Genomic DNA, 20,687 nt, shown 5'->3' on the forward strand with positions numbered 1-20,687 from the left:
CGCCAAAAATACCGGCTAAAGACGCGCCTCCCGCAGCGTTCCCCGATAGCTCAGCGGTAGAGCTCTCGACTGTTAATCGAGCGGCCGTTGGTTCGAATCCAACTCGGGGAGCCAGGGACCTTCCAATCTGGACGCGCTATTCCCATTCCTTCCGGGCTTCGGATGGGCAGGGGAGGCGTGCGTACGGCCGCTATCGGGCCGATCCCGGAAGTTCTGGGCCGGTTATGGCCTGATCGCGCGCCCATGGCTCTGGCGCGCGGGCCTGCGATCAAGCGACGAACTGTTCCATCGTAATCCGATCGTCCAGCGCATGTTCGGGATCGAACAGCAGCGTGAGTTCACGCGCGCGATCAATCGAGATGTCCACCTGCGCCACGTCACGGATCTCGCGCTGGTCTGCGACCGCCGAGACCGGGCGCTTGCCGGGATCGAGCACGCGCAGGGCGACCCGCGCCTTGTCGGGCAGGATGGCGCCGCGCCAGCGCCGCGGGCGAAAGGCGCTGATCGGGGTCAGCGCGATCATCGCGGAGCCGAGCGGCAGGATCGGACCGTGGGCTGACAGGTTGTAAGCCGTCGAACCCGCCGGAGTCGCCACGAGGATGCCGTCGCAGGCGAGCTCCTCCAGCACGATGCGGTCGTTGACCCGAACCTCCAGCTTCGCCGTCTGCCGGGTCTCGCGAAGCAGGGAGACCTCGTTGATCGCGGGGATCGTATGGACACGGCCGTCGATGCCCGTCGCGGTCATCAGCAGCGGCGTCACCTTGAAGGCGCGGGCGTTGGAAAGACGCTCTTCCAGATCATGCTGGCGCCACTCGTTCATCAGAAAGCCGACGGTGCCGAGGTTCATGCCGAACACGGGCACATTGGCGCGCCGCATGTCCAGCAGCGTGTGCAGCGTCTGCAGCATGAAGCCGTCACCGCCGAGCGCAATGACGACATCGGCCTCCTCGATGGTGCACCAGTCCCACGCATCGGCAAGGCTGGCGCGAGCGGCCTGGGCCTGGGCGGTTGGCGAGGCGACCAATGCCCGCCGCTGATAACCGCTCATCCGCCCGTCACGCTCATGTGTCGGGAAACCGCCGGTGTGGCGCCGCGTTCAATGCGGAAATCATGCCGCGCCGGCTTGCTGGCGATGCCGAGACGGATGGCCTCATCAAGCGCCGCCACGCCGCCATCGCGCAAAGCCGCCTTCAAATCGACCTGATCGTCATGGCCGAGGCACGAATAAAGCCGGCCCTCCGTGGTCAGGCGGACGCGGTTGCAGCCGTCGCAGAAATTGGCCGTAAGCGGCGAGATGAGGCCAAGCCGGGTGCGGCTGCCATTCACCCGCCAATAGCGCGCTGGGCCGCCGGTGCCGACCACGTCGCGTTCAAGTCGATGGCTTGCCGACAACCGATCGAAAACGGCGGTAAGCGGCACGAAGCGGTCGGTACGATCTTCATCGATGGCGCCAAGCGGCATGGTTTCGATCAGCGTCAGATCATGCCCCTCACCGATGCACCAATCGAGCATCGGGGCGATCTCGTCCTCGTTCAGCCCCTTCAACGCGACCATGTTGATCTTGACGGCCAACCCGGCACGCTTGGCGGCGGCGATGCCGCCAAGCACCTGATCCACGTCGCCATGCCGGGTGATGTAGCGGAACAAGGCAGGATCGCGGCTGTCGAGGCTGACGTTCAGGCGGCGGATGCCAGCATCGGCCAGCGCCTCGGCATGATCGGCAAGGCGCGTCGCGTTGGTAGTCATGGTCAGCTCGTCCAGGCCGTGCCCGACATGGCTGCCCAGACGCTGCACCAGCTCCACCACATCGCGCCGGACAAGCGGCTCGCCGCCCGACAGACGGATCTTGCGCACCCCGAAATCGATGAACCGTTCTGCGATGATCGCAATTTCTTCCAGCGCCAGCAGCTTGCTGCGCGGCAGAAAAGTCATCTTTTCCGCCATGCAGTAACGGCAGCGAAGATCGCAGCGGTCGGTGACCGAGATCCGCAAATAGCGGATCGCCCGGCCAAAACCGTCAACAAGGGCGGAGGCGTCGGGCGTAGCTCCCATAACGGAACAGCTAGGGGCTGAAGAGGCCAGCGGCAAGGGCAGCTCCGTAGTTGCTGCCTGACCCGGCCGCTCATACGGTCCCAAGTGTGGGCATGATGACGGGCGAGATCGTGGAAATAGCATTGGCCGAGGGCAGCGAGGCGCTTGCTCCCCTGGTGGCGACGGCAAATACGCGCACCGGCGCCGAATGGGCCGAGGTGCTGCTGGTGGATGCGCGCGCCGATCCGCGTCCGGTCGCCGAGGCAGAGGCGGTTGCGGCAAGCGCGCGGCAGGCGCTGCTGGCGATCGTGTCCGACGAAACCGGCGCCGCGGCGGCCTATGATGCGGGGGCCACCCATGTCTGGCTGAGCGAGGCGGCGACCGGATCACTGGCGCTCGCCCTGCGGTTTGCCGGCCGATATGCGCGGCGTCTGCGCGGCACGGGACGGATGCGGCGGGCGGGCGAGATGGCGGAGGGCGCGGTGGCGCGGTTCCTTGACGCCGGCGATCCGGCCGCACCTGCGACCGTGGCAGTGGTCGCGATTACCCGCTTCGATACGGTAAACGCCGCTTTCGGGCGCGAGGCCGGTGATCAGCTCTTGCGCGAGGCGGCGGCGCGGCTGGCGGCTGTCCTGCCCGCGGCCGCAGTGATCGAACGCGATCAGGGCGCCCGCTTCGTCGTCGCCGTGCGGGAAAGCGGTGAGGAAGCACGCGCGCGTGTCGCCGCGATCGAAGGCGCGCTTGCCCGCGGCTTCACGCTTGGCCGGGAAGAGGCCCGGCTCGGCGCGCGCATTGGCGTTGCGCATCGGGACACTGGCGAATCAGCACGATCGCTTGTCGCACGCGCCAGTGAGGCGCTGACGATGGCGGCGGTGGGCGACGGGGCCAATGTCCGCTTCGCGCCGTGCCGCCGAACCGCGGCGGGGCTGGACCTGGCGGCTGACCTGCACCGCGCCATCGATCGCCGCGAGATCGACATCCTGTTCCAGCCGCAGGTCACGCTGGATAGCGGCCGGATAACCGGCGTCGAGGCGCTGGCGCGCTGGGAGCATCCCATCCACGGCGTGCTGGGGGCCAACACCCTTTTTTCGGCCGCGGATCGCGCGGGGCTGGGGCTCGCCTTGTCGGAGCATATCCAATCGCTGGCGTTGACGCGGGCGGCGGCGTGGCAGGGTCCGCTCGCCAGCCTGCGCGTGGCCGTGAACGTGACCGCGGCGGATCTGGCGCGATCGGATTTCGTGTGCCACTTCCTCGACCTTGTGGAGCGCGCCGGGATTGCCCCCGGCCGGGTGACGGCGGAAGTGACCGAAAGCGGCTTCGTCACGGACCTGCCACTCGCTGCCGAACGGTTGGAACAGCTGCGCGCCAAGGGGCTTCGGGTTGCCATCGACGATTTCGGCACTGGCTATTCCAGCCTTGCCTATCTGAAAGCACTGCCGCTGGATTATCTGAAGGTCGATCGCAGCCTGACCACGGACATCACGGGCGCGCCGCGCGCCCGCGCGGTGGTGCGCGGGATCCTGGCCATCGCCAGCGCGCTTGGCTTGCAGACGATCGCGGAGGGCGTGGAGAATGCCGCAGAGCGTGATTTGCTCGCCGCGGAGGGGTGTACGCTCTATCAGGGCTTCCTGTGCGCGGGGCCGCTCGATGAGCGGGCCCTGGCGGCGCTGGTGGAGGAGAATCGCGCATGATCCATGCACTGCTGGCGCCGGTCGCCATAGCGGCGAAGGCGGCCGCTGCCATGACGCCGCAAGCAGCGATCGAGGCGGAGATGGCGGCCAGTGCCGGCGGATGGAACAGCGGTTCGCTGGAACGCTTCATGGCCGTCTATGCCGACGACGCCGTTTATTCCTCCGGCAAGGAGCTGGCGCGCGGGAAAGAGGCGATCGCCAGCCGCTATGCCAAGAGCTTCGCCGATGGATCGAACAGCCGCGGGCGATTGGCATTCCAGCCCGTCGCCTGGCGGACGATCAGCAACGTCCACATGCTGCTGGTGGCGCGCTGGTCGCTGACCCCGACGAGCGGCGATGCGCAGAGCGGGCTGACGACCCTGCTGTTCGAGCGACGCAAGGAAGGCTGGCGGATCATCGCCGACCATAGCTCCTGACCCGTCGCCGGAGCGGGCGCGTGGCGATCTTCACCATCGGTTATGAAGGCGTGACGATGGACGCGTTCATCGCCGCCCTGCGCCACGCAGGCGTCGAACGGGTGATCGACGTCAGGGCGCTGCCGCTTTCCCGGCGACCGGGTTTCTCCAAATCGATCCTCGCCGCCTCCCTGAAAGCCGCAGGGATCGATTACGTGCACCTGAAGGCGCTCGGCACCCCCAAGCGCGGGCGCGATGCGGCGAAGAAGGGTGATGTCGCGACGCTGCGCGCGGTGTACGACGCGCAGCTTGCGCTGCCGGAGACGCAGGTGGCGGCGGCGCAGATGCGCGATCTGGCGGCGGAAAAGCCATCCGCGCTGCTCTGTTACGAGCGGGATCCGTGCCATTGCCACCGGACGTTGCTGTTGCAGGCGGAGGGCGAGGGGGCCGAGGTAATCGATCTGTTCGCGTGACCCTGTGCCGTAGTGGGAGACGCGCGCGCGCGCCGCGATGGACCCATGCCGAGCGACTTGGCACAGTTTCCCTGACTTGGGGGAGGGGGAAACATGACGAGGATCATCAGCCGCAGAGACGTGGTCGTCGGCGCGGGCGCGGGGGCGCTTATCGCGGGAATGCCGGCGATGGCGCAGCCTCGCGCCGGGTTGGACTTGTCCGAGCTGCTTGCACGGCAGTTCGAAGAGAGCCTGTCGCTCAGTCCAGAACTCGCGACCTTCATGGGTATCGACACTGGCTCACGAGCAACGCTGCGCGCGCGCCTGCACGATCATAGCATGTCCGGCGCTGAGGCAATCAACCATCTGGAACAGCGACAGCTGCGTGAGCTGAAGGCGATTGCGGAAGCGGGCCTGTCCCCCGAGCAGCGGCTGGAGCGCGAAGTGACGATCTTCTAGATCGAATCACGCGCCGCGGTGAACGCCTTTCCCTATCACAGTGACTCGATCAGCGTGCCGGGGCCCTACGGCCCGACGCCGCTGGGCACCAATTACATGGATACGGCGCAATTCCTGCGCGACGTGCATCCTGTGAACGATCGTGCCGACGCGGAGGCCTTTATCTCCCGCATGGGGCAGCTTGCTGCCGTGCTCGACGCGGAAACCGACCACGTGCGGCGCAATGCGGCCAGAGGGATCGTGGCGCCGACCTTCGTGGTGGAGCAGACCATTGCGATCCTGAGCAAGGTGCGCGACGTGAATCCGTCGGACGAAGGCCTGGTCCGCTCGATCGGCACGCGCGCCGTCGCCAAGGGGTTGAGCGGCTATGCCGAACGCGCGCAGGCGATCTTCACCCGCCAGATCCGTCCTGCGCTGGCGCGGCAGGTTGCGATGCTTCAGTCCGTTCTTCCGCGTGCGGTCGACCAGGCCGGCGTCGGGAGGCTGCCTGACGGGCGGGCCTATTACGACGCCTGTCTGCGCTATCAGACCACGTCGACCCTGTCGGCAGACGAGGTGCACCGGACGGGGCTGGACCTGGTGGCGAACATCCGCGCGCAGATCGAGGAGGCGTTCAGAAAGCAGGGCATGTCGAGAGGCACCATCAAGGAACGTGCCACTGCGCTTGCCGCATCGCCCGGCCAAGCCTTCCCCAACACAGATGCCGGGCGCGCCGCGGTGATCGCCTACCTCAACGATCAGCTGGACGCGGTGAAGACGCGATTGCCACAGGCGTTCAATCGCATGCCAAAGACCGGCTATGAATTTCGCCGGCTCGCCGCGGAGATGGAGGAGGGCTTGCCGTTCGGCATCGCGCAACCGGGCGCGCCGGATGGCAGCAGGCCCGGCGTCTTCTACATCAACCTGCGCGATACGGCGGACTGGCCGCGCTATACGCTGCCCACGCTTGCCTTTCATGAGGCTGCGCCCGGGCACCTGTTTCAGAACGGCCTCCAGTTCGAATCGGGCGAACTGCCGCTGTATCGGCGAGGGTGGTTCTTCAGCGGGTTTGCCGAGGGGTGGGGCCTGTATGCCGAACAGATGGCGGACGAACTGGGCATGTACCGGGACAATCCGGAAGGACGGATCGGCTACCTCCTCAGTCACCTGTGGCGCGCGGCGCGCCTGGTGCTGGATACCGGCATTCACCTGCGGGGTTGGGATCGCGCCCGAGCGGTCGACTATCTTTACGAGAACAGCTTCGCGTCGCGGTCAGGGGCGCAGGGGGAGGTGGACCGGTATATCGTCATGCCGGGACAGGCCTGCGGCTATATGATCGGGCATACGACGATCACCCGCCTCCGCGACGAGGCACAGCGACGGCCGGCCTTCGACCTGCGCGCGTTCAACGATTTCGTCATTTCCGGCGGCGCGCTGCCGATGGCGGTGCTCGAGGGACGGGTGAGGGCCTGGCTGATGGGATGACTGGCCCCGGGCGACCGCACGCATACCGCCGGTGGTGTGCGTGCGTGCCGGTCAGCCAGTGACGGGGAGGCGGACGGTGCCGTCGTCCTCGCGCTCCAGCGGACTGTAGGCGACCAACGTGTCGAGAGTGAGCGCACCGTAGAGATGCGGGAAGAGCTGGCCACCACGGCTCTCCTCCCAGCGGATCTTCTCGCCAAGCGCCTCGAGGTCCACCGCGGCGACGTGCAGATCATCCTGCCCGGCGAAATGCTTGTCGACCGTCTCGGTGAGCTGCGCGGCGGTGGACAGGTGAACATAGCCGTCCTGCACATCGACCGGCGCGCCGGCGAACGTGCCGTCGCGTTCCAGCGCGGCCATCTGTTCGCCAGTCAGCACCTTATAGGCAGTCATCGGCTTGCTCATTGTCCATCCTCCGGGCCGGCGGCGGCGTCATCGCCGATTGTTGCGCCGGTATCGGGAGCGGTTTCCGGGCCGGAGAGTTCCGCGGCCACCGCTTCCTCGGCGGCATTCTCGGGCTCGGGCTCTTCGTCGATGCGCGCGCAGCCCACGACATGCTCGTCATCCGCCACGTTGAACAGGCGAACGCCGGCCGAGCCGCGGCCGATAACGCGCAGGCTCGCGAGAGGCATGCGGATCATCTTGGCCTGATCGGTGACGAGCATGAGCTGGTCGTTCTTGCTTGCGGGGAAGCTGGCGACGACCGGGCCGTTGCGGCCGATGTTGTCGATGTTGGTGATTCCCTGCCCACCGCGACCGGTGCGGCGATATTCGAACGCCGAGGACAATTTGCCATAGCCGTTGGCGCAGACGGTGAGGATGAACTGTTCGCGCGCGCGCAGATGCTCGAACCGATCCATCGGGATTTGCGGTTCGCCTTCGCGCTCGGTCGCCTTCCAGGGGGCGAAGCGGAGATATTCCTCGCGCTCCTCCTGTGTCGCGCCGGTGCGGTGCAGGATCGAGAGCGAGATCACCTCGTCGCCGGACGCGAGACGCATGCCGCGCACGCCGGTGGAGTTGCGGCTCTGGAACTCGCGCACGTCATCGCCCGGGAAGCGGATCGCCTTGCCCTGGCGGGTGGCGAGCAGCACGTCGTCATTCTCCTCGAGCAGCGCGACGCCGATCAGGCGATCATCGGCATCGTCGCCCTCGAACTTCATGGCAATCTTGCCGTTCGAGGGGACGTTGGTGAAGGCATCCATCGCGTTGCGACGCACGCTGCCGCGCGCGGTTGCGAACATGACGTGGAGCTTGCCCCATTCCGCCTCGTCCTCCGGCAGCGGCAGGACGGTGGAGATCGTCTCGCCCGGCTGGAGGGGGAGGAGGTTGATCATCGGGCGCCCGCGGGTGTTCGCGCTGCCTTCGGGCAGGCGCCACACCTTCATGCGATAGACGCGGCCCAACGTGGAGAAGAACAGCACGGGCGTGTGCGTCGAGGTGACGAACAGGCTGGTGACGGCATCCTCGTCCTTGGTCGCCATGCCGCTGCGGCCCTTGCCGCCGCGCGCCTGGGCGCGGAACGCCTCCAGCGGCGTGCGCTTGATATAGCCCTGCATGGTCACGGTGACGACCATGTCCTCGCGCTCGATCAGATCCTCGTCGTCGATCCCGTCGGCGGCGGCGGCGATCTCGGTCCGGCGCGGCGTGGCGAAGAGGGTGCGAATCTCGGTGAATTCCTCCCGCATCACCGCATAGAGCTTCACCCGGTCGGCGAGGATGGCGAGCAGCTCGGCAATCGAATCCGCCAGCGTCTTCAGCTCATCGCCGATCTCGTCGCGGCCCAGCGCGGTGAGGCGGTGGAGGCGCAGGTCGAGGATCGCGCGGACCTGGATTTCGGTGAGGCGATAGGTGTCGCCGGTGATCTCGGTCTCGACCGCCTCGACCAGCTTAATGTAGCCGGCGATCTCCGCGATCGGCCATTCGCGCGCCATGAGCGCGGCGCGCGCCTCGGCCGGCGAGGCGGAGCCGCGGATGATGCGGACGACCTCATCGAGGTTGGTGACCGCAATGACGAGGCCCAGCAAGATGTGCGCCCGGTCGCGCGCCTTCGCCAGCTCGAATTTCGAGCGGCGCGTGATCACCTGCTCGCGGAACTGGACAAAGGCGGCGATAATGTCGCGCAGGCCCAGCATTTCCGGGCGGCCGCCGCGGATCGCCAGCATGTTGGCGGGGAAGCTGCCCTGCGCGGGCGTGTGGCGCCACAGCTGGTTCAGCACCACTTCGGGCGTCGCATCGCGCTTCAGCTCGATGACGACGCGCACGCCTTCACGGTTCGATTCGTCGCGGACGTCGCCGATGCCCTCGATCCGCTTGTCCTTGGCGGCCTCGGCAATCTTCTCGACCAGCGCATTCTTGCCCTGCTGGTACGGAATTTCCGTGAGGACGATCGAGCGACGGTCGCCGCGGCCTTCCTCGATCTTGTAGCGCGAGCGGACGATGATCGAGCCACGGCCGGTCTCGTAGGCGCTGCGCGCGCCGGCACGGCCGAGGATGACGGCGCCGGTCGGAAAGTCCGGACCCGGCACGATCTCCATCAGCTCCTCGGTGGTGAGCGGCTCGCCGCCGTTCACCGCGCGGTCGAGGTACGCGAGGCAGGCGTCGATCACCTCGCCAAGGTTGTGCGGCGGGATGTTGGTCGCCATGCCGACCGCGATGCCGCCGGCGCCGTTGACGAGCAGGTTGGGGAAGCGCGCCGGGAGAACCGAGGGCTCGCTTTCCGAGCCGTCATAGTTCGGCTGGAAATCGACCGTGTCCTTGTCGAGATCGTCGAGCAGGTAATCGGCGACGCGGGCGAGGCGCGCCTCGGTGTAACGCATCGCGGCGGGCGGATCGGGATCCATCGAGCCGAAGTTGCCCTGGCCGTCGATCAGCGGCGCGCGCATCGACCAATCCTGCGTCATGCGCGCCAAGGCGTCATAGATCGCGGTATCGCCGTGGGGGTGATATTTACCGATCACGTCACCGACGATGCGCGCCGACTTGCGATAGGGCCGGTTGTAGGTGAAACCGCTTTCGTTCGCCGAATAGAGGATGCGCCGGTGCACCGGCTTCAACCCGTCGCGAACGTCGGGGAGCGCGCGTGCCACGATCACGCTCATCGCGTAATCGAGATAGCTGGTCTTCATTTCCTCGACGATCGAGATCGGAGCAATGTCCGATGGGTCGGCGAGGACGGTCTCGTCGGTCAAAACGCTACTTTCACTGTGGGTTTCGTGATCGATCCGCTCTAGGAGGCTGCAACCCAAATGTCACGCGCGCGTGCTTGCGCGCGCGTGAGGGATTATGGCCTTCGGCAAGCGGCCTAGGGCGCGATTTCCAGGCCGTCCCAGCCGAACAGCTTTCCACTGTCCTGCGGCTTAAGTCCGTCGAGAACGTCGAGCAACTGAACGGCTGCGCGATCCGGCTTGAACAGATCGCGGCCCTGTTGCTGGAACGGCCGCGACAGCTTCGTATCGACGGTGCCGGGATGCAGCGCCACGACGATGCCGCGCTCGTTGCGGCGCTTGTCCTCCACCGCCAGGGTACGGACGAACTGGTTCAGCGCCGCCTTGCTCGCGCGATAGCCATACCAGCCCCCAAGCCGGTTGTCGGAAATGCTGCCCACGCGCGCGGAGAGCACGGCGAAGATCGAGCGCCCAGTGCGCGGCATGATCGGCAGGAAGTGCTTCGCCACGAGCGCGGGGCCGATGGCATTCACCGCATATTGCCGCGCGAGCCATTCGGGATCGAGATCGCGCAGCGCCTTTTCCGGTCCGTGGTCGCCATCATGCAGCAGGCCGGTGGCCACCACGACGAGATCGGGCGTGCCGGCGGCTGCGGCCGCGCGCGCGATGGAGGATTCGTCCGTCACGTCGAGCTGAGGGCGCGCGAGGCGCTGCACCGCCGAGCCCTCTTCCGCCAGCGCATCCGCCAGCGCGCCACCAATTCCGCCCGAGGCGCCGATGATTACCGTTTTCATGAAAACGGGCTAGGCGCGCAGATGGTTACGTTCAATGTCCGTTCAGCGCCTTTCCTTGATGGAGCGGCGCGAGGGCACTAAGCGCGAGTTCAAGTGTTCACGCCCGAAGAGGAGAGCAGTTTCCATGAAGAGCATTTCCCGCGTTGCCTTCGCGGCCGCGTTGATGGCTGGCGCGGCAGGCATCGCCGTTTCGCCGCCGGCGATGGCCCAGAAGAACAAGGAAGAGCAGAAGGCGCCGTCCCTGAAGCTCAGCAAGGACGTGCAGAATGCCGCCGCCGGCGCCCAGAAGGCGATTGCGGCGAAGGATTTCGCTACCGCCTCCACCCAGCTGACCGCCGCGCAGGCAGCGGCCAAGACCGACGACGACCGCTACATCGTCGCCGCGCTTCAGCTGCAGGCGGAAGCAACCAAGCTGCAGGACGCGCGCGCGACCAACCAGCAGGTCAGCGACCAGGGCCTGAAGGCACCGCTGGAAGCGCTGATCGCCAATCCCAAGACCCCTGCGGTCGACGTGGCGAAGTATAATTACCAGCTTGGCGTGATGGCGGCGAACGCCAAGGACAGCGCCGGCGCGATCAACTATTTCCAGCGCGCGCAGCAGCTTGGCTATAACGATCCGAACCTGCCGCTGCAGATGGTCAAGCTGAAGATGGACTCGGGCGACGTCGCTGGCGGCACGGCCGAGCTGGAGAAGGCGATCGACGCGCAGGTCGCGGCCGGCCAGAAGCCGAGCGAAGACCTGTACAAGTACGCCATCGCGCAGACCAACAAGAAGCGCATGGGCCCGCAGACCGCCAACTGGATCAAGAAGTGGCTGGTCGCTTATCCGACGGCGCAGAACTGGCGCGATGGCCTCGTCACCTATGGCATGACGCAGCAGAGCGCCGTGACGCTGGACAAGAGCCAGAAGGTCGACGTGTATCGCCTGATGCGCGCCAGCAAGTCGCTGGCCGATCAGTACGACTATGAAGCCTATGCGCAGTGGACCCACGACCTTGGCCTTCCGCACGAGACCAAGACGGTGCTGGAAGAGGGCAAGGCGGCCGGCAAGATCCCGGCCAGCAGCCAGTCGGCCAACGACCTGATGCGCCTCGCCACGCAGGGCATCGCCAGCGAAGGCTCGCTCGCCCCGGTGGAAGCCAAGGCGAAGGCCGGCGCCAATGGCCGCATCGCGCTCAACACGGGCGATGCGTATCTCGGCATGGGCAATTGGGCCAAGGCGATCGAGATGTATCGCGTGGCGCTGCAGAAGGGCGGCGTGGACGCCGACATCGTCAACACGCACCTGGGCATCGCGCTGGCGCGGTCGGGCGACAAGGCAGCGGCAAAGACCGCCTTTGCCGAGGTGAAGGCCGCGCCGCGATCCGAGATCGCATCCTTCTGGACGCTGTATCTCGACAATCCGCCGGCGGCCTGAGCGATCAGCCAATGGTGAAAGGGGAGGGGCGGCTTCGGCTGCCCCTTTTCTTTGAGCCGGGCCGGAACAGGCTTTCCAGCGCGAGTTACCGTTCAACGATGTTGATCGTCGGAGGCGCGCGGTCTGGCGCGCGCCTCCACGAGAATGCGCGCCAGCCAGGACAGTGGCGTCATGACCGCCCTAACCGGGGGGCGGTAGGAAGCTGGTTAGGTGAGCGCCTAGTCGTTGGCGACGACGATCGGCACGCCGGGCGCGGATTTGGCAGTGCGGATCGTCAGCGACGATTTCACGCTGGCGACATTCGGTGCGGCGGTCAGATGCGTGGTGAGAATGCGCTGGAATGATTCGAGATCGGACGCCACGATCTTCAGGATGAAGTCGATCTCGCCGTTCAGCATGTGGCATTCCCGAACCTCCGGTATCTCCGCCACGTGGCGCTCGAAGGCGGCAAGATCGTGTTCGGCCTGGCTGCGCAGGCTGACCATGGCGAAGACGGTGATGGGGAAGCCCAGCATCGCCGGCTCGCAATCCGCGTGATAGCCGCGGATCACGCCAGCCTGTTCCAGCGACCGGACCCGGCGCAGACAGGGCGGCGCTGTCAGCCCGACCCGTTCCGCCAGATCGACGTTGGTCATCCGGCCATCTTCCTGCAAGAGGGCGAGGATCTGTCGATCGATCCGGTCAAGCACAGAAAACCCCGGCTGCGCGCAGCAATTCATTCACGAACATGGCCGCACCTATAGGATAGTTGCGCGGCAACGCAATTGTCTGAATGCCACCTTGGTGACGATTCATTTGTTTTCCCGGGTGTATGGGTCGGCTACCAGCGATGCCGGCAAGCGGTCTGATCGCAGCAGAGAATAGGGCAGTAGGTGCGGTTCGACGATAGCCTCAAGACGGTGCTGGCCGCGGACGCGACGACTGCCTTTGGCGCGCAGGCGACCTTTCGGCAGCTCGCGGACCTGATCGCACGCGGGCGCGTGGCAGCGGATGAGGAAACGCTTGGCCGATTGCGCCTGCTGCGCGATCAGGTGCCGGTGAACGTACGCGCCGCCGTGGCGCGCAGCCTTGCCCTGGGACAGCCGCCCGAAGCGCTGATCGCTTTGTTTGCCGAGGACGAGCCGGGCGTTGCGTCTGCCGCGCTGCGCGCCGCGCGCTTGTCATCGGCGCAATGGATTTCGCTGATCCCGCAACTGGGGCCGAGCGGCCGTGCCGCGCTTCGGCGGCGGGAGGATCTGGGCACCGACGTGGAGCGCGCGCTGGCGAGCTTCGGCTCCACCGACTTCACTTTGGCCTATACGCCCGCGCCTTCGGCGATTCCGGTAGTGGACGAGGCCCGGGATGCTGCCGATCCGGCGCCGGCGGCTCCGGGGCTGGAAGACGCAGCGGACCCGGTGGAACTCTCTGCGGCCGATCGGCAACTCACTGGCACGGGCGGGTTCGACATTGCCGAGCTGGTCGACCGGATCGCGAACTTCCAGCAGCAGCGTGCCGTGCCGGCGCCCGTTACTGCCGCGCCCGCGCCCAACCACTTTCGTTTCCAGACCGATGCGGACGGGACGATCCGCTGGACCGATGGCGCGCCGCGAGGAGCGCTGATCGGCTTGCGGCTGGTGTCGAACGAGGCCGGGGAAGGCGCCCAGGTTGATGGCATCGTGCTTGGCGCGTTTCGAGGGCGCACCGGCTTCACCGATGCCCGGCTGGTGCTGGACGGGGGAGAGCGCATTGCCGGCGAATGGCGCATTTCCGGCGTGCCGCTATTCGACCCTGCGGGTGGCCAGTTCATCGGCTATCAGGGCGCGGCGCACCGGCCGCGTATCGATCAGACCGCCGCACCGGTCGCCGACCGCGGCAACGCGGAGGGGCTGCGACGGCTGGTGCACGAACTGCGCACGCCGACCAACGCGATCGCCGGCTTTTCCGAACTGATCGAGACGCAGCTGCTAGGGCCGGTGGCGCCTCCGTATCGCGAGCGGGCCGCGGCGATACGTGTGCTCGCCGCGGATCTGGTGGCGGCAATCGAGGATCTCGACCTCGCCGCGCGGATCGAGGGCCACGCGCTTGAGCTGCGGCCCGACGTGGTGGATCTGGGCCGCCTGCTCCAGCGCATCACCGCCGACGTTCAGGCCTTGGCGGCCTTGCGCGACTGCACGGTGGATCTGGCGCCGATCGATGGAACGCCTGCGCTCGCCTGCGACGAGCGCGCGACCGAGCGCCTGCTTGGCCGGTTGATCGCCACCCTGGTGTCGGCGGCGCAGGGCGGGGAAGTGATCGCCGTGTCCGTTTCGTGGAACGGACTGGCGGAGGCATCGGTCAGCATGACCTACCCACAGGCGCTCGCCAGCCTTCCTGCGGATCGCCTGCTGAACCTGGACGTGGAGGGCGAAAGCCAAATGCCCGGCGCACCGCTGCTCGGCACCGGCTTTGCGCTTCGCCTGTCGTTCAGTCTTGCCTCGCAACTGGGCGGCCGGCTGACGCTGGCGCCCGATCACGTGACCGTCACGCTTCCCGCCGCCATTGGGGCGATGGGGCAAGCGATCGCAAACTGACCATGCGGGTGGGCGGCGCGGCGGGCTGGCGCATGCCGCCGCCCGCGCCTGACCAGCAGATCCGCTGGCCGGCCACGTTCGGCAAGCGGTTCATCGTCTTTGTCGATACTGAAGAAGAATTTGACTGGGGCGCTCCCTTCTCGCGCGAGGGGCGATCGGTCCAGGCGATCGCCGCCTTGCCCGATATGCACCGGCGCTTCGGCAGCCGCGGCGTCTATCCCTGCTATCTGTGCGACCATCCTGTCGCGGCGGATGCATGCGCGGCAGAGATCCTGCGAACCCTGATCGCGGATGGCCGTTCGGCCATTGGTGCGCAGCTGCACCCATGGGTCAACCCGCCGCATGACGAGAAGATCAGCGCGCGTCTCTCCTTTGCCGGCAATCTGCCACCCGCACTCGAGTCCGCGAAGCTGGATGTGCTAACCCGCACGATCGTAGAGGCATTCGGCCAAGCGCCGCTGGCATTCCGCGCCGGGCGCTATGGCCTGGGTCCACACACGCTCGAATTGCTGGCGAGCAGGGGATTCCGGCTCGATACCTCCGTGCGATCCCATCATGATTACAGCGCGCAAGGCGGGCCAGACTTCTCCGCGATCGGCCCCGGTGCGTTCCGCTGCGCGACGAGCAAGCCGTTGATCGAACTGCCGCTGACCACGGTCTATACGGGAGCGCTCCGCGCGGCCGGGCGCCGCTGGCAGCGGGTTGCTGACCACGTACCGCGCGGCCCCGGCCTGCTGGCGAGGACGCGGCTGCTCTCCCGCGTGCCGCTTACGCCCGAAGGTGTATCGATCGGGGAGGCCTGCGCCGCGGTGCGCATGGCGGCGCGCGACGATCTGCGCCTGCTCACCTTATCCTTCCATTCGCCAAGCCTGGTGCCCGGACACACGCCCTACGTTCGAGACGCGAACGACCTGTCGCGGTTTTGGACATGGTGGGAGGTGATGTTCGAGGAGCTCGATCGCCTGGGCTATGCGCCGGCGACGCTGGCCGAGGTGCTGCAGGCGGCAGGGTGAGGTCCGCGACGAGCGGTTGCGGCAGAACCGGCGCCGAAAGGTCGGGGAGACAGGATTCCAGACCTATTAACACCGCCCGCTAAGTCGTTGATTCTGCGTCGCCGTACAACCCGTCTGTCCGCGTGTTGCACAGTGAGGGGTACAGGCAGGGGTACAAGTAAGCAAGTGCTGCTGGATCGCTCGGCGATGGGTTGATTGCCGAACCTGCGGCATCGAAGACTGATTCTCCGACGCTCAGCAGAGCCTTGGCGGTCCCAACTTCAGGCATGCGTTCCAGGAGACGATCGTTGAGATTGTCCGTCGTCGCCTGTCTCGCTGCCATCCTGATCGGTTTCATTCGTCGGGCAGCTTAGCGCAGACCCCGCCTGATCCGGAGACTGCGCGCGCGGAGCGGAACAAACGCTATCAACGGTTGAGTTATCGGCGGCGAGTCATATAAGCGCGCGCTCTGATGGGGCGTCGCCAAGCGGTAAGGCACCGGTTTTTGGTACCGGCATTCGCAGATTCGAATCCTGCCGCCCCAGCCATCTATCGGCTTAGCTCCTCGCCAGACAGTGGCGTTGAAAAAGCATCGCTTCTGGTTGTGACGCGCTACGTGTCGCATCGACTGGACCAGGCGCCGTTGTTGCTGCGCATCCGTGATCTGGCGGCGACGCGAACGCGGTGCCAGCGATCTTCCAGGCTAACACAGCGTCAAGTTGCTGGCTGCTAAATACGTGACTCACGTTCTAGACGGGCGAATAAAATCCAATTTTCAAGTGGTTGGTACTTTCAGTAAGCAAGGCAAAAAGCGCAAGCCAAATGCCAAGTTTGTAATGCATTCACAAAGGTTGCGGATCGCTAATCAAGCGCTCAGATAATTTTCGCGTAAAGCGCGGATACTCGTTCGAGATAATGGTCTGGGCCAAAACCCTCGCGAACCATTTCGCTGCCCAAGTGACCCATTTCGTCGCGATCGGCTGAAGGCGTGTTTACAATGCGACGCATCAGCGCGGCAAGTGCTTCGACGTCGCCTGATGGGAAGGTCCAGCCGGTCTCGTCTTCGCGGATCAGTTCGGGAATGCCGCCGATCGCCGCACCCGCAACCGGGCGGCCCGCTTGATATGCCTCCATAACGCTCATCGGCGCATTCTCGTACCATTCGGAAGGCAGAACAACCGCCATCGCATCGTGCACCAGCGCCTCCAGTGCGGTGCCCGCCTGATAGCCCACGAACTCTACCGGCGCGGTGATCTCCGCCGCTAGCGCGCGCAGCTCGTCGCCTGAGGGTCCGGTCCCCGCGACACGCACGGATACGCCCGAAAGTTTAGCTGCGCGGATCAGCGTGGCGATGCCTTTTTCCTCCGACAACCGACCAAAGTAGAGCAGCGGCCCCATGCCGCCACCCGCCGTCGGCTCGCCTTTCCTACGAGCGACAAAATTGGGGATGTAAGCGATCCGGTTCGGATCCCACCCCCACTCGGTAAGCTTGTCGCGATAAAATAGGCTGGGAGTGATGATGCGGTCAATCGTGCGGCTGTAATAGCCTAGCGCCTTGTGCACCGTTGATTCGAGCGTGATAAGGCCGGAGAGAGGCAACGAGCCTTTAAGGCAGCGGTGCAACGCTAGGTTCCATACCTTCCCGCCTTTGCACCGCTCGCACACCGATCCGTTGTTCAACATCTTGTAGGATGGGCAGGTTAACTTCAAGTCGTGTGCAGTGAGTACTGTCGGCACCGAACGTTCTTTCAGTGCCACTAGTATGGAGGGCGAGAGATGGTGATAGATGTTATGCAGGTGCGCAACATCGGGCCGGCGTAGATCAATCAACCCGCTGATCCGGTCACGCGCGCCGCGATTATAAATAATCGCGGCGGCGGCCTTTGCCTTGGCTAACTTGCCTTCCATATGTTCTAGATCGATTAGCTCGGCGAAATGTGTCTCGTCGGTGTCAGGCGGGTTCAGCGGATGCTTCATGCTGAACCAGTCAATATCCCAGCCGTGCGCGCCGAACATTGCGCCATGACCAAGGTACACCGCTTCAGCTCCCCCACGACGGTAATGGTAATTATTAACGTTCAGCAGGCGTGGCATCAGATCAACGCCGCTCGCGCAGGACGCGTGAGTATAGCGCTGCGGTGTCCGCCGCGACACCGTCCCACTGATAGCGCGCCAGCATCGCCGACCAGTCGACTGGCAGCGGCGGGTTGGCGAATGCCTGGGTCAGTCCCTTCGCGAGGGCCGCCACGTCGCCCACAGGCAGAATGGTGTTTTTTGGCAAACCCATTGCGTGGTAGACTGGCAGATCGCTCACCAGCACCGGCCGACGCAAGGCCATCGCCTCCAACAGTACAATCGGCAGCCCCTCGTGCGCCGAGGGCAACACAAACAGGCCGGCATTACCGAATAGTTCGGCCAATGGCGGGCCGTTCAGATGCCCGGTCATCACGATCGCGGGATTGGCTGCCACGCGAGCGCGGAGTGTGCGAACATAGGCGTTCTCGTGATCCGCGCCGCCCACTAGCACTAGCTTCACGTTCGGCAGCGCCGCTTTCTCAAAGGCGTCTATCAGGTCAAGCTGACGCTTCTCGGGTACTTGCCGCGCCACGTTCAGCGCGTAACGGCCTGCCTCTAGGCCGTAACCAGCCAGCGTTGCTCCGGCGGGGACCGCAGCTAGGGTTGTTACACCGTTGGGAATAAAGGCCACCTCTCGACCGTAGCGGGCTCGCAACGCATCGGCATCGACCGGAGAGATGGAGATGCAGGCATGCGCCCGGCATACCGCGTCGCGCTCCCCACGCTTAAGTATGAAGCGCCCTATCGTTCCCCACTTCTCCCGCTCGTAATCGTCGCCATGATGGGTGGAGACAACCGTCAAACCGAGAAGACGGGCCAGCGGCGTCACCACATTTGGGCCAATACCGTGAATATGTAGCAGGCGTGGCCGACGGATCGCCGCGTACAACACTCCTAAGACCGAATGGATCAGCGCCTCCAGCGCGGGGTGACGTAGTGTCGGCAACCAGTGGACGGGCGGCAGACCGACATCGTGCGCCCTGCCGCTGCGCCGGTACGGCGCACGGCCAATCACCGCCATCTGCCCGCGATCGAACGGCAAGTGGCGTATAAGTTCGGAAACGTGTGTTTCCACCCCGCCTTGGATCCCGCCGATCCCACGCAGCCCCAAGAACATAACCAGCGGTCGCTTGCCCATCGAACCCATTACACTCCACCCCGCCAGAGTCTCTATAGGAGCCAATCCATCATTTAAAGGGAGGGCTGAGAATTATCAGGGGCATCGCCAGGCGACGAAGTTGTCGATTGTGTAGGCGCGGTATACGCAAGCCCGAATTGGGACCGGACGGTCAGCAGCCAAGGATTTGCTGTGACAGCACAGGTGCAGGTTTCCGTAAGGCAGCCGAGATACGGTCGGGGTGGGCCAAAGCTAGCAACGCTGCTAGAAACGATGCTCTTCGTACAGGTTCCGCTGGCCGGGTTCATCGGCTTTGGCCCTTTCCTTTACAGCGACCGGCTAGGGCAGGAGACGCCAGCAGCCGCCCTCCTTTATCCTGTGCGTTCGCTCGTGACGGCGAGCATCTTAGCGTTAGCGCTGCTGTTCGGTGCGAGACCACCACGCACCGGCCGTGCGGCGGTATTGCTGGTCTATGTACTCTATCTCGTCGCCACTACGCTGTGGACCGTGGATCGCGCGGTCACTGCACGCGCGGCGATCGACATGGCGGCCGTCTGCACGTCTCTGGCCGTGCTGTGTAACGGATTGTCTGCTAGCCGTATCGTCAACGTGCTGCTCAATGTGCTGGCGGCAGCGCTCGTTGCCTCAGCACTGCTGGCGATTGGCATGCCGTCGATCGGCGTGATGAGCACGTACGACAGCTGGTCGCAGGATCAGGCGGGCGCGTGGCGGGGACTGTTCGTGGAGAAGAACGGCCTTGGTGGCACCGCCGCGATCGGTCTTATGGTGATGGTTCGATCCTGGCCGCTGTGGACAATGCCCTCAATCATTAAGGCAGGTGGAATTGCAGCTGCGCTCTCCTGCCTCGTCCTAGCGCGATCCGCCAACGCCTGGGTTGGATTGATGGCGATGGGGGTGGCAGCGATATTGTTCGCGGGTACGCCTTCGCGCATTCGCGCAGCCCTAACCTGGATAACGCTGGCGGCGATCGTCACCGTAATGGCGACGAGCTCGGTCGTGCTAACGGCGCTCGACTTTTTGGGGCGGGATACTAAGTTAAACGGCCGCACCCCGATCTGGGGAACCGCACTTGATTTGTGGCAAGGCGCGTGGCTGACGGGGCACGGCTATGTGGCAGGTACTAGCCAGATTCTTCAACCGCTTCTAATTAGAACGCACGGTGTGGCTGCCCGCCATGCGCACAGCGGCTATATTGAGGCATTGGTGGAAACGGGCATAATTGGCTTGCTGCTGTTCGCGCTTTTGCTTGTTGCGTGCTTATGGCGCGCATCGATCCAACCTTGGACGAGTACTCCGCGCGACCGACGGGCGACCGCCAGCCTCTTCATGATCCTGCTTGGATCAGTGGTGATGGCCGGTGGCGACGTGAGCGCTACCCGCCTTGTTGGCGGTTGGGGCGCCATCACATGGGCGGCGCTTATCTGCACTGTCTGCTTGCCCAGCGCATCCATCTTTCTGCGCCAGAGGGCGCGCCGCTGGACACCTCAGCCGAACGAGATGGCGGATACTAGTTCTCCGGGAGAACAGCTAGCGCTGCGGATACACGACGCATGATCGGTCGCCTGATCCGCATCGTGCTTGGCCACGAGCGCTATGGTCGGCGGCTCGGCGTAAGGATCGGCGACGGCTGTCGCATCCTTTCCTCCAACTTCGGCAGCGAACCTTTTCTGGTCGAAATAGGCGATCGTGTAACGATTTCGCTCGACGTCCTCTTCCTGACGCATGACGGCGCTGCCTGGCTGGTGCGCGATAACCGAGGACGCCGCTACATCTATCGTCGCGTCACGGTGGGCGATGACTCCTTTATTGGTGCCCGCGCAATCCTTATGCCGGGCGTTTCAATTGGCCGGAACTGCGTGGTAGGCGCCGGAGCGGTTGTAACTAGATCGGTGCCAGACGGAGCAATTGTGGCGGGTAACCCCGCGCGCATAATTGGTCGGTTTAACGACTATCGCGAAAAAGTGCTTACCGGCTATCCGGCCGAAGCGGAATTGACCGGGATCGCCAAGTTCCGGCAGAAAGTAATGGCGGCACTTCAGCCGGATATGCACTCGCCCTTGATCTAGTC

Annotated in this window: 18 protein-coding genes and 2 tRNA genes; 12 read left to right on the top strand and 8 right to left on the bottom strand. The window is 65.2% G+C overall.

Annotated elements, in window-relative coordinates; translation table 11 throughout:
* Positions 1–39 precede the first annotated feature (39 nt).
* A tRNA-Asn gene (locus AX702_RS15245) sits at positions 40–114 on the top strand.
* Between the two features lie 154 nt (positions 115–268).
* On the opposite strand, the gene AX702_RS15250 is transcribed toward AX702_RS15245, so the two are convergent.
* On the bottom strand, positions 269–1,048 hold the full coding sequence (locus AX702_RS15250) for an NAD kinase (protein WP_066780975.1): 780 nt from the start codon (positions 1,046–1,048) through the stop codon (positions 269–271).
* Positions 1,045–2,052: a GTP 3',8-cyclase MoaA gene (gene moaA, locus AX702_RS15255; protein ID WP_066780977.1), complete on the bottom strand. Its 1,008-nt coding sequence runs from the start codon at positions 2,050–2,052 to the stop codon at positions 1,045–1,047. The genes AX702_RS15250 and moaA overlap by 4 nt, the downstream gene beginning before the upstream one ends.
* Before the next feature lie 95 nt (positions 2,053–2,147).
* On the opposite strand from moaA, the gene AX702_RS15260 reads away from it, so the two are divergent.
* From AX702_RS15260 to AX702_RS15280, 5 genes are all read left to right on the top strand, one after another.
* On the top strand, positions 2,148–3,722 hold the full coding sequence (locus AX702_RS15260) for an EAL domain-containing protein (RefSeq protein WP_197420635.1): 1,575 nt from the start codon (positions 2,148–2,150) through the stop codon (positions 3,720–3,722).
* Positions 3,719–4,138, top strand: coding sequence for a YybH family protein (locus tag AX702_RS15265; protein ID WP_066780981.1), 420 nt, complete (start codon positions 3,719–3,721; stop codon positions 4,136–4,138). The genes AX702_RS15260 and AX702_RS15265 overlap by 4 nt, the downstream gene beginning before the upstream one ends.
* A gap of 20 nt (positions 4,139–4,158) precedes the next feature.
* The gene (locus tag AX702_RS15270; RefSeq protein WP_066780983.1) at positions 4,159–4,590 is read left to right on the top strand and encodes a DUF488 domain-containing protein; all 432 of its coding nucleotides are present in this window, start codon (positions 4,159–4,161) and stop codon (positions 4,588–4,590) included.
* 93 nt (positions 4,591–4,683) lie between these two features.
* Complete coding sequence (locus tag AX702_RS15275; RefSeq protein ID WP_156455520.1) at positions 4,684–5,028, top strand: hypothetical protein; 345 nt, start codon at positions 4,684–4,686, stop codon at positions 5,026–5,028.
* 18 nt (positions 5,029–5,046) lie between these two features.
* Positions 5,047–6,492, top strand: coding sequence for a DUF885 domain-containing protein (locus AX702_RS15280; RefSeq protein WP_066780987.1), 1,446 nt, complete (start codon positions 5,047–5,049; stop codon positions 6,490–6,492).
* Positions 6,493–6,543: 51 nt separating this feature from the next.
* On the opposite strand, the gene AX702_RS15285 is transcribed toward AX702_RS15280, so the two are convergent.
* The 3 genes from AX702_RS15285 to AX702_RS15295 form a co-directional block, all read right to left on the bottom strand.
* Entirely contained in the window at positions 6,544–6,894 is a 351-nt protein-coding gene (locus AX702_RS15285) for a DUF952 domain-containing protein (protein WP_066780989.1), read from the bottom strand.
* Positions 6,891–9,677 carry a DNA gyrase subunit A gene (gyrA, locus tag AX702_RS15290; RefSeq protein ID WP_066780992.1) on the bottom strand — a complete coding sequence of 929 codons (2,787 nt, stop codon included), beginning with the start codon at positions 9,675–9,677 and terminating at the stop codon, positions 6,891–6,893. The genes AX702_RS15285 and gyrA overlap by 4 nt, the downstream gene beginning before the upstream one ends.
* Positions 9,678–9,790: 113 nt before the next feature.
* Complete coding sequence (locus AX702_RS15295) at positions 9,791–10,447, bottom strand: SDR family NAD(P)-dependent oxidoreductase (protein ID WP_066780994.1); 657 nt, start codon at positions 10,445–10,447, stop codon at positions 9,791–9,793.
* A gap of 124 nt (positions 10,448–10,571) precedes the next feature.
* Here AX702_RS15295 and AX702_RS15300 point away from each other — a divergent pair, with 124 nt between their 5' ends.
* Entirely contained in the window at positions 10,572–11,864 is a 1,293-nt protein-coding gene (locus AX702_RS15300; protein WP_066780996.1) for a hypothetical protein, read from the top strand.
* A 218-nt stretch (positions 11,865–12,082) separates the two neighbouring features.
* On the opposite strand, the gene AX702_RS15305 is transcribed toward AX702_RS15300, so the two are convergent.
* Positions 12,083–12,583: an Lrp/AsnC family transcriptional regulator gene (locus tag AX702_RS15305; RefSeq protein ID WP_066780998.1), complete on the bottom strand. Its 501-nt coding sequence runs from the start codon at positions 12,581–12,583 to the stop codon at positions 12,083–12,085.
* A 153-nt stretch (positions 12,584–12,736) separates the two neighbouring features.
* Here AX702_RS15305 and AX702_RS15310 point away from each other — a divergent pair, with 153 nt between their 5' ends.
* The 3 genes from AX702_RS15310 (at position 12,737) to AX702_RS15320 (ending at position 15,953) form a co-directional block, all read left to right on the top strand.
* Positions 12,737–14,413, top strand: a complete 1,677-nt coding sequence (locus tag AX702_RS15310; RefSeq protein ID WP_066781000.1) for a sensor histidine kinase — start codon at positions 12,737–12,739, stop codon at positions 14,411–14,413.
* Between the two features lie 2 nt (positions 14,414–14,415).
* Positions 14,416–15,426: a polysaccharide deacetylase family protein gene (locus tag AX702_RS15315; RefSeq protein WP_066781002.1), complete on the top strand. Its 1,011-nt coding sequence runs from the start codon at positions 14,416–14,418 to the stop codon at positions 15,424–15,426.
* 452 nt (positions 15,427–15,878) lie between these two features.
* Positions 15,879–15,953: transfer RNA gene (locus tag AX702_RS15320), tRNA-Gln, on the top strand.
* A gap of 325 nt (positions 15,954–16,278) precedes the next feature.
* Here the strand turns inward: AX702_RS15320 and AX702_RS15325 are convergent.
* Positions 16,279–17,499 carry a glycosyltransferase family 4 protein gene (locus AX702_RS15325; protein WP_082746302.1) on the bottom strand — a complete coding sequence of 407 codons (1,221 nt, stop codon included), beginning with the start codon at positions 17,497–17,499 and terminating at the stop codon, positions 16,279–16,281.
* 4 nt (positions 17,500–17,503) lie between these two features.
* Positions 17,504–18,628, bottom strand: coding sequence for a glycosyltransferase family 4 protein (locus AX702_RS15330; protein ID WP_066781010.1), 1,125 nt, complete (start codon positions 18,626–18,628; stop codon positions 17,504–17,506).
* A 162-nt stretch (positions 18,629–18,790) separates the two neighbouring features.
* Between AX702_RS15330 and AX702_RS15335 the strand changes: the two genes are divergently transcribed.
* Both AX702_RS15335 and AX702_RS23480 read left to right on the top strand, forming a co-directional pair.
* Positions 18,791–20,173: an O-antigen ligase family protein gene (locus AX702_RS15335; RefSeq protein ID WP_156455521.1), complete on the top strand. Its 1,383-nt coding sequence runs from the start codon at positions 18,791–18,793 to the stop codon at positions 20,171–20,173.
* Positions 20,170–20,685 carry an acyltransferase gene (locus AX702_RS23480; protein ID WP_156455522.1) on the top strand — a complete coding sequence of 172 codons (516 nt, stop codon included), beginning with the start codon at positions 20,170–20,172 and terminating at the stop codon, positions 20,683–20,685. Before AX702_RS15335 ends, AX702_RS23480 begins: the two co-directional genes overlap by 4 nt.
* Positions 20,686–20,687: the final 2 nt, after the last annotated feature.

The sequence above is a fragment of the Sphingomonas sp. CCH5-D11 genome, from assembly GCF_001557395.1.
Taxonomy (GTDB): domain Bacteria; phylum Pseudomonadota; class Alphaproteobacteria; order Sphingomonadales; family Sphingomonadaceae; genus Sphingomonas.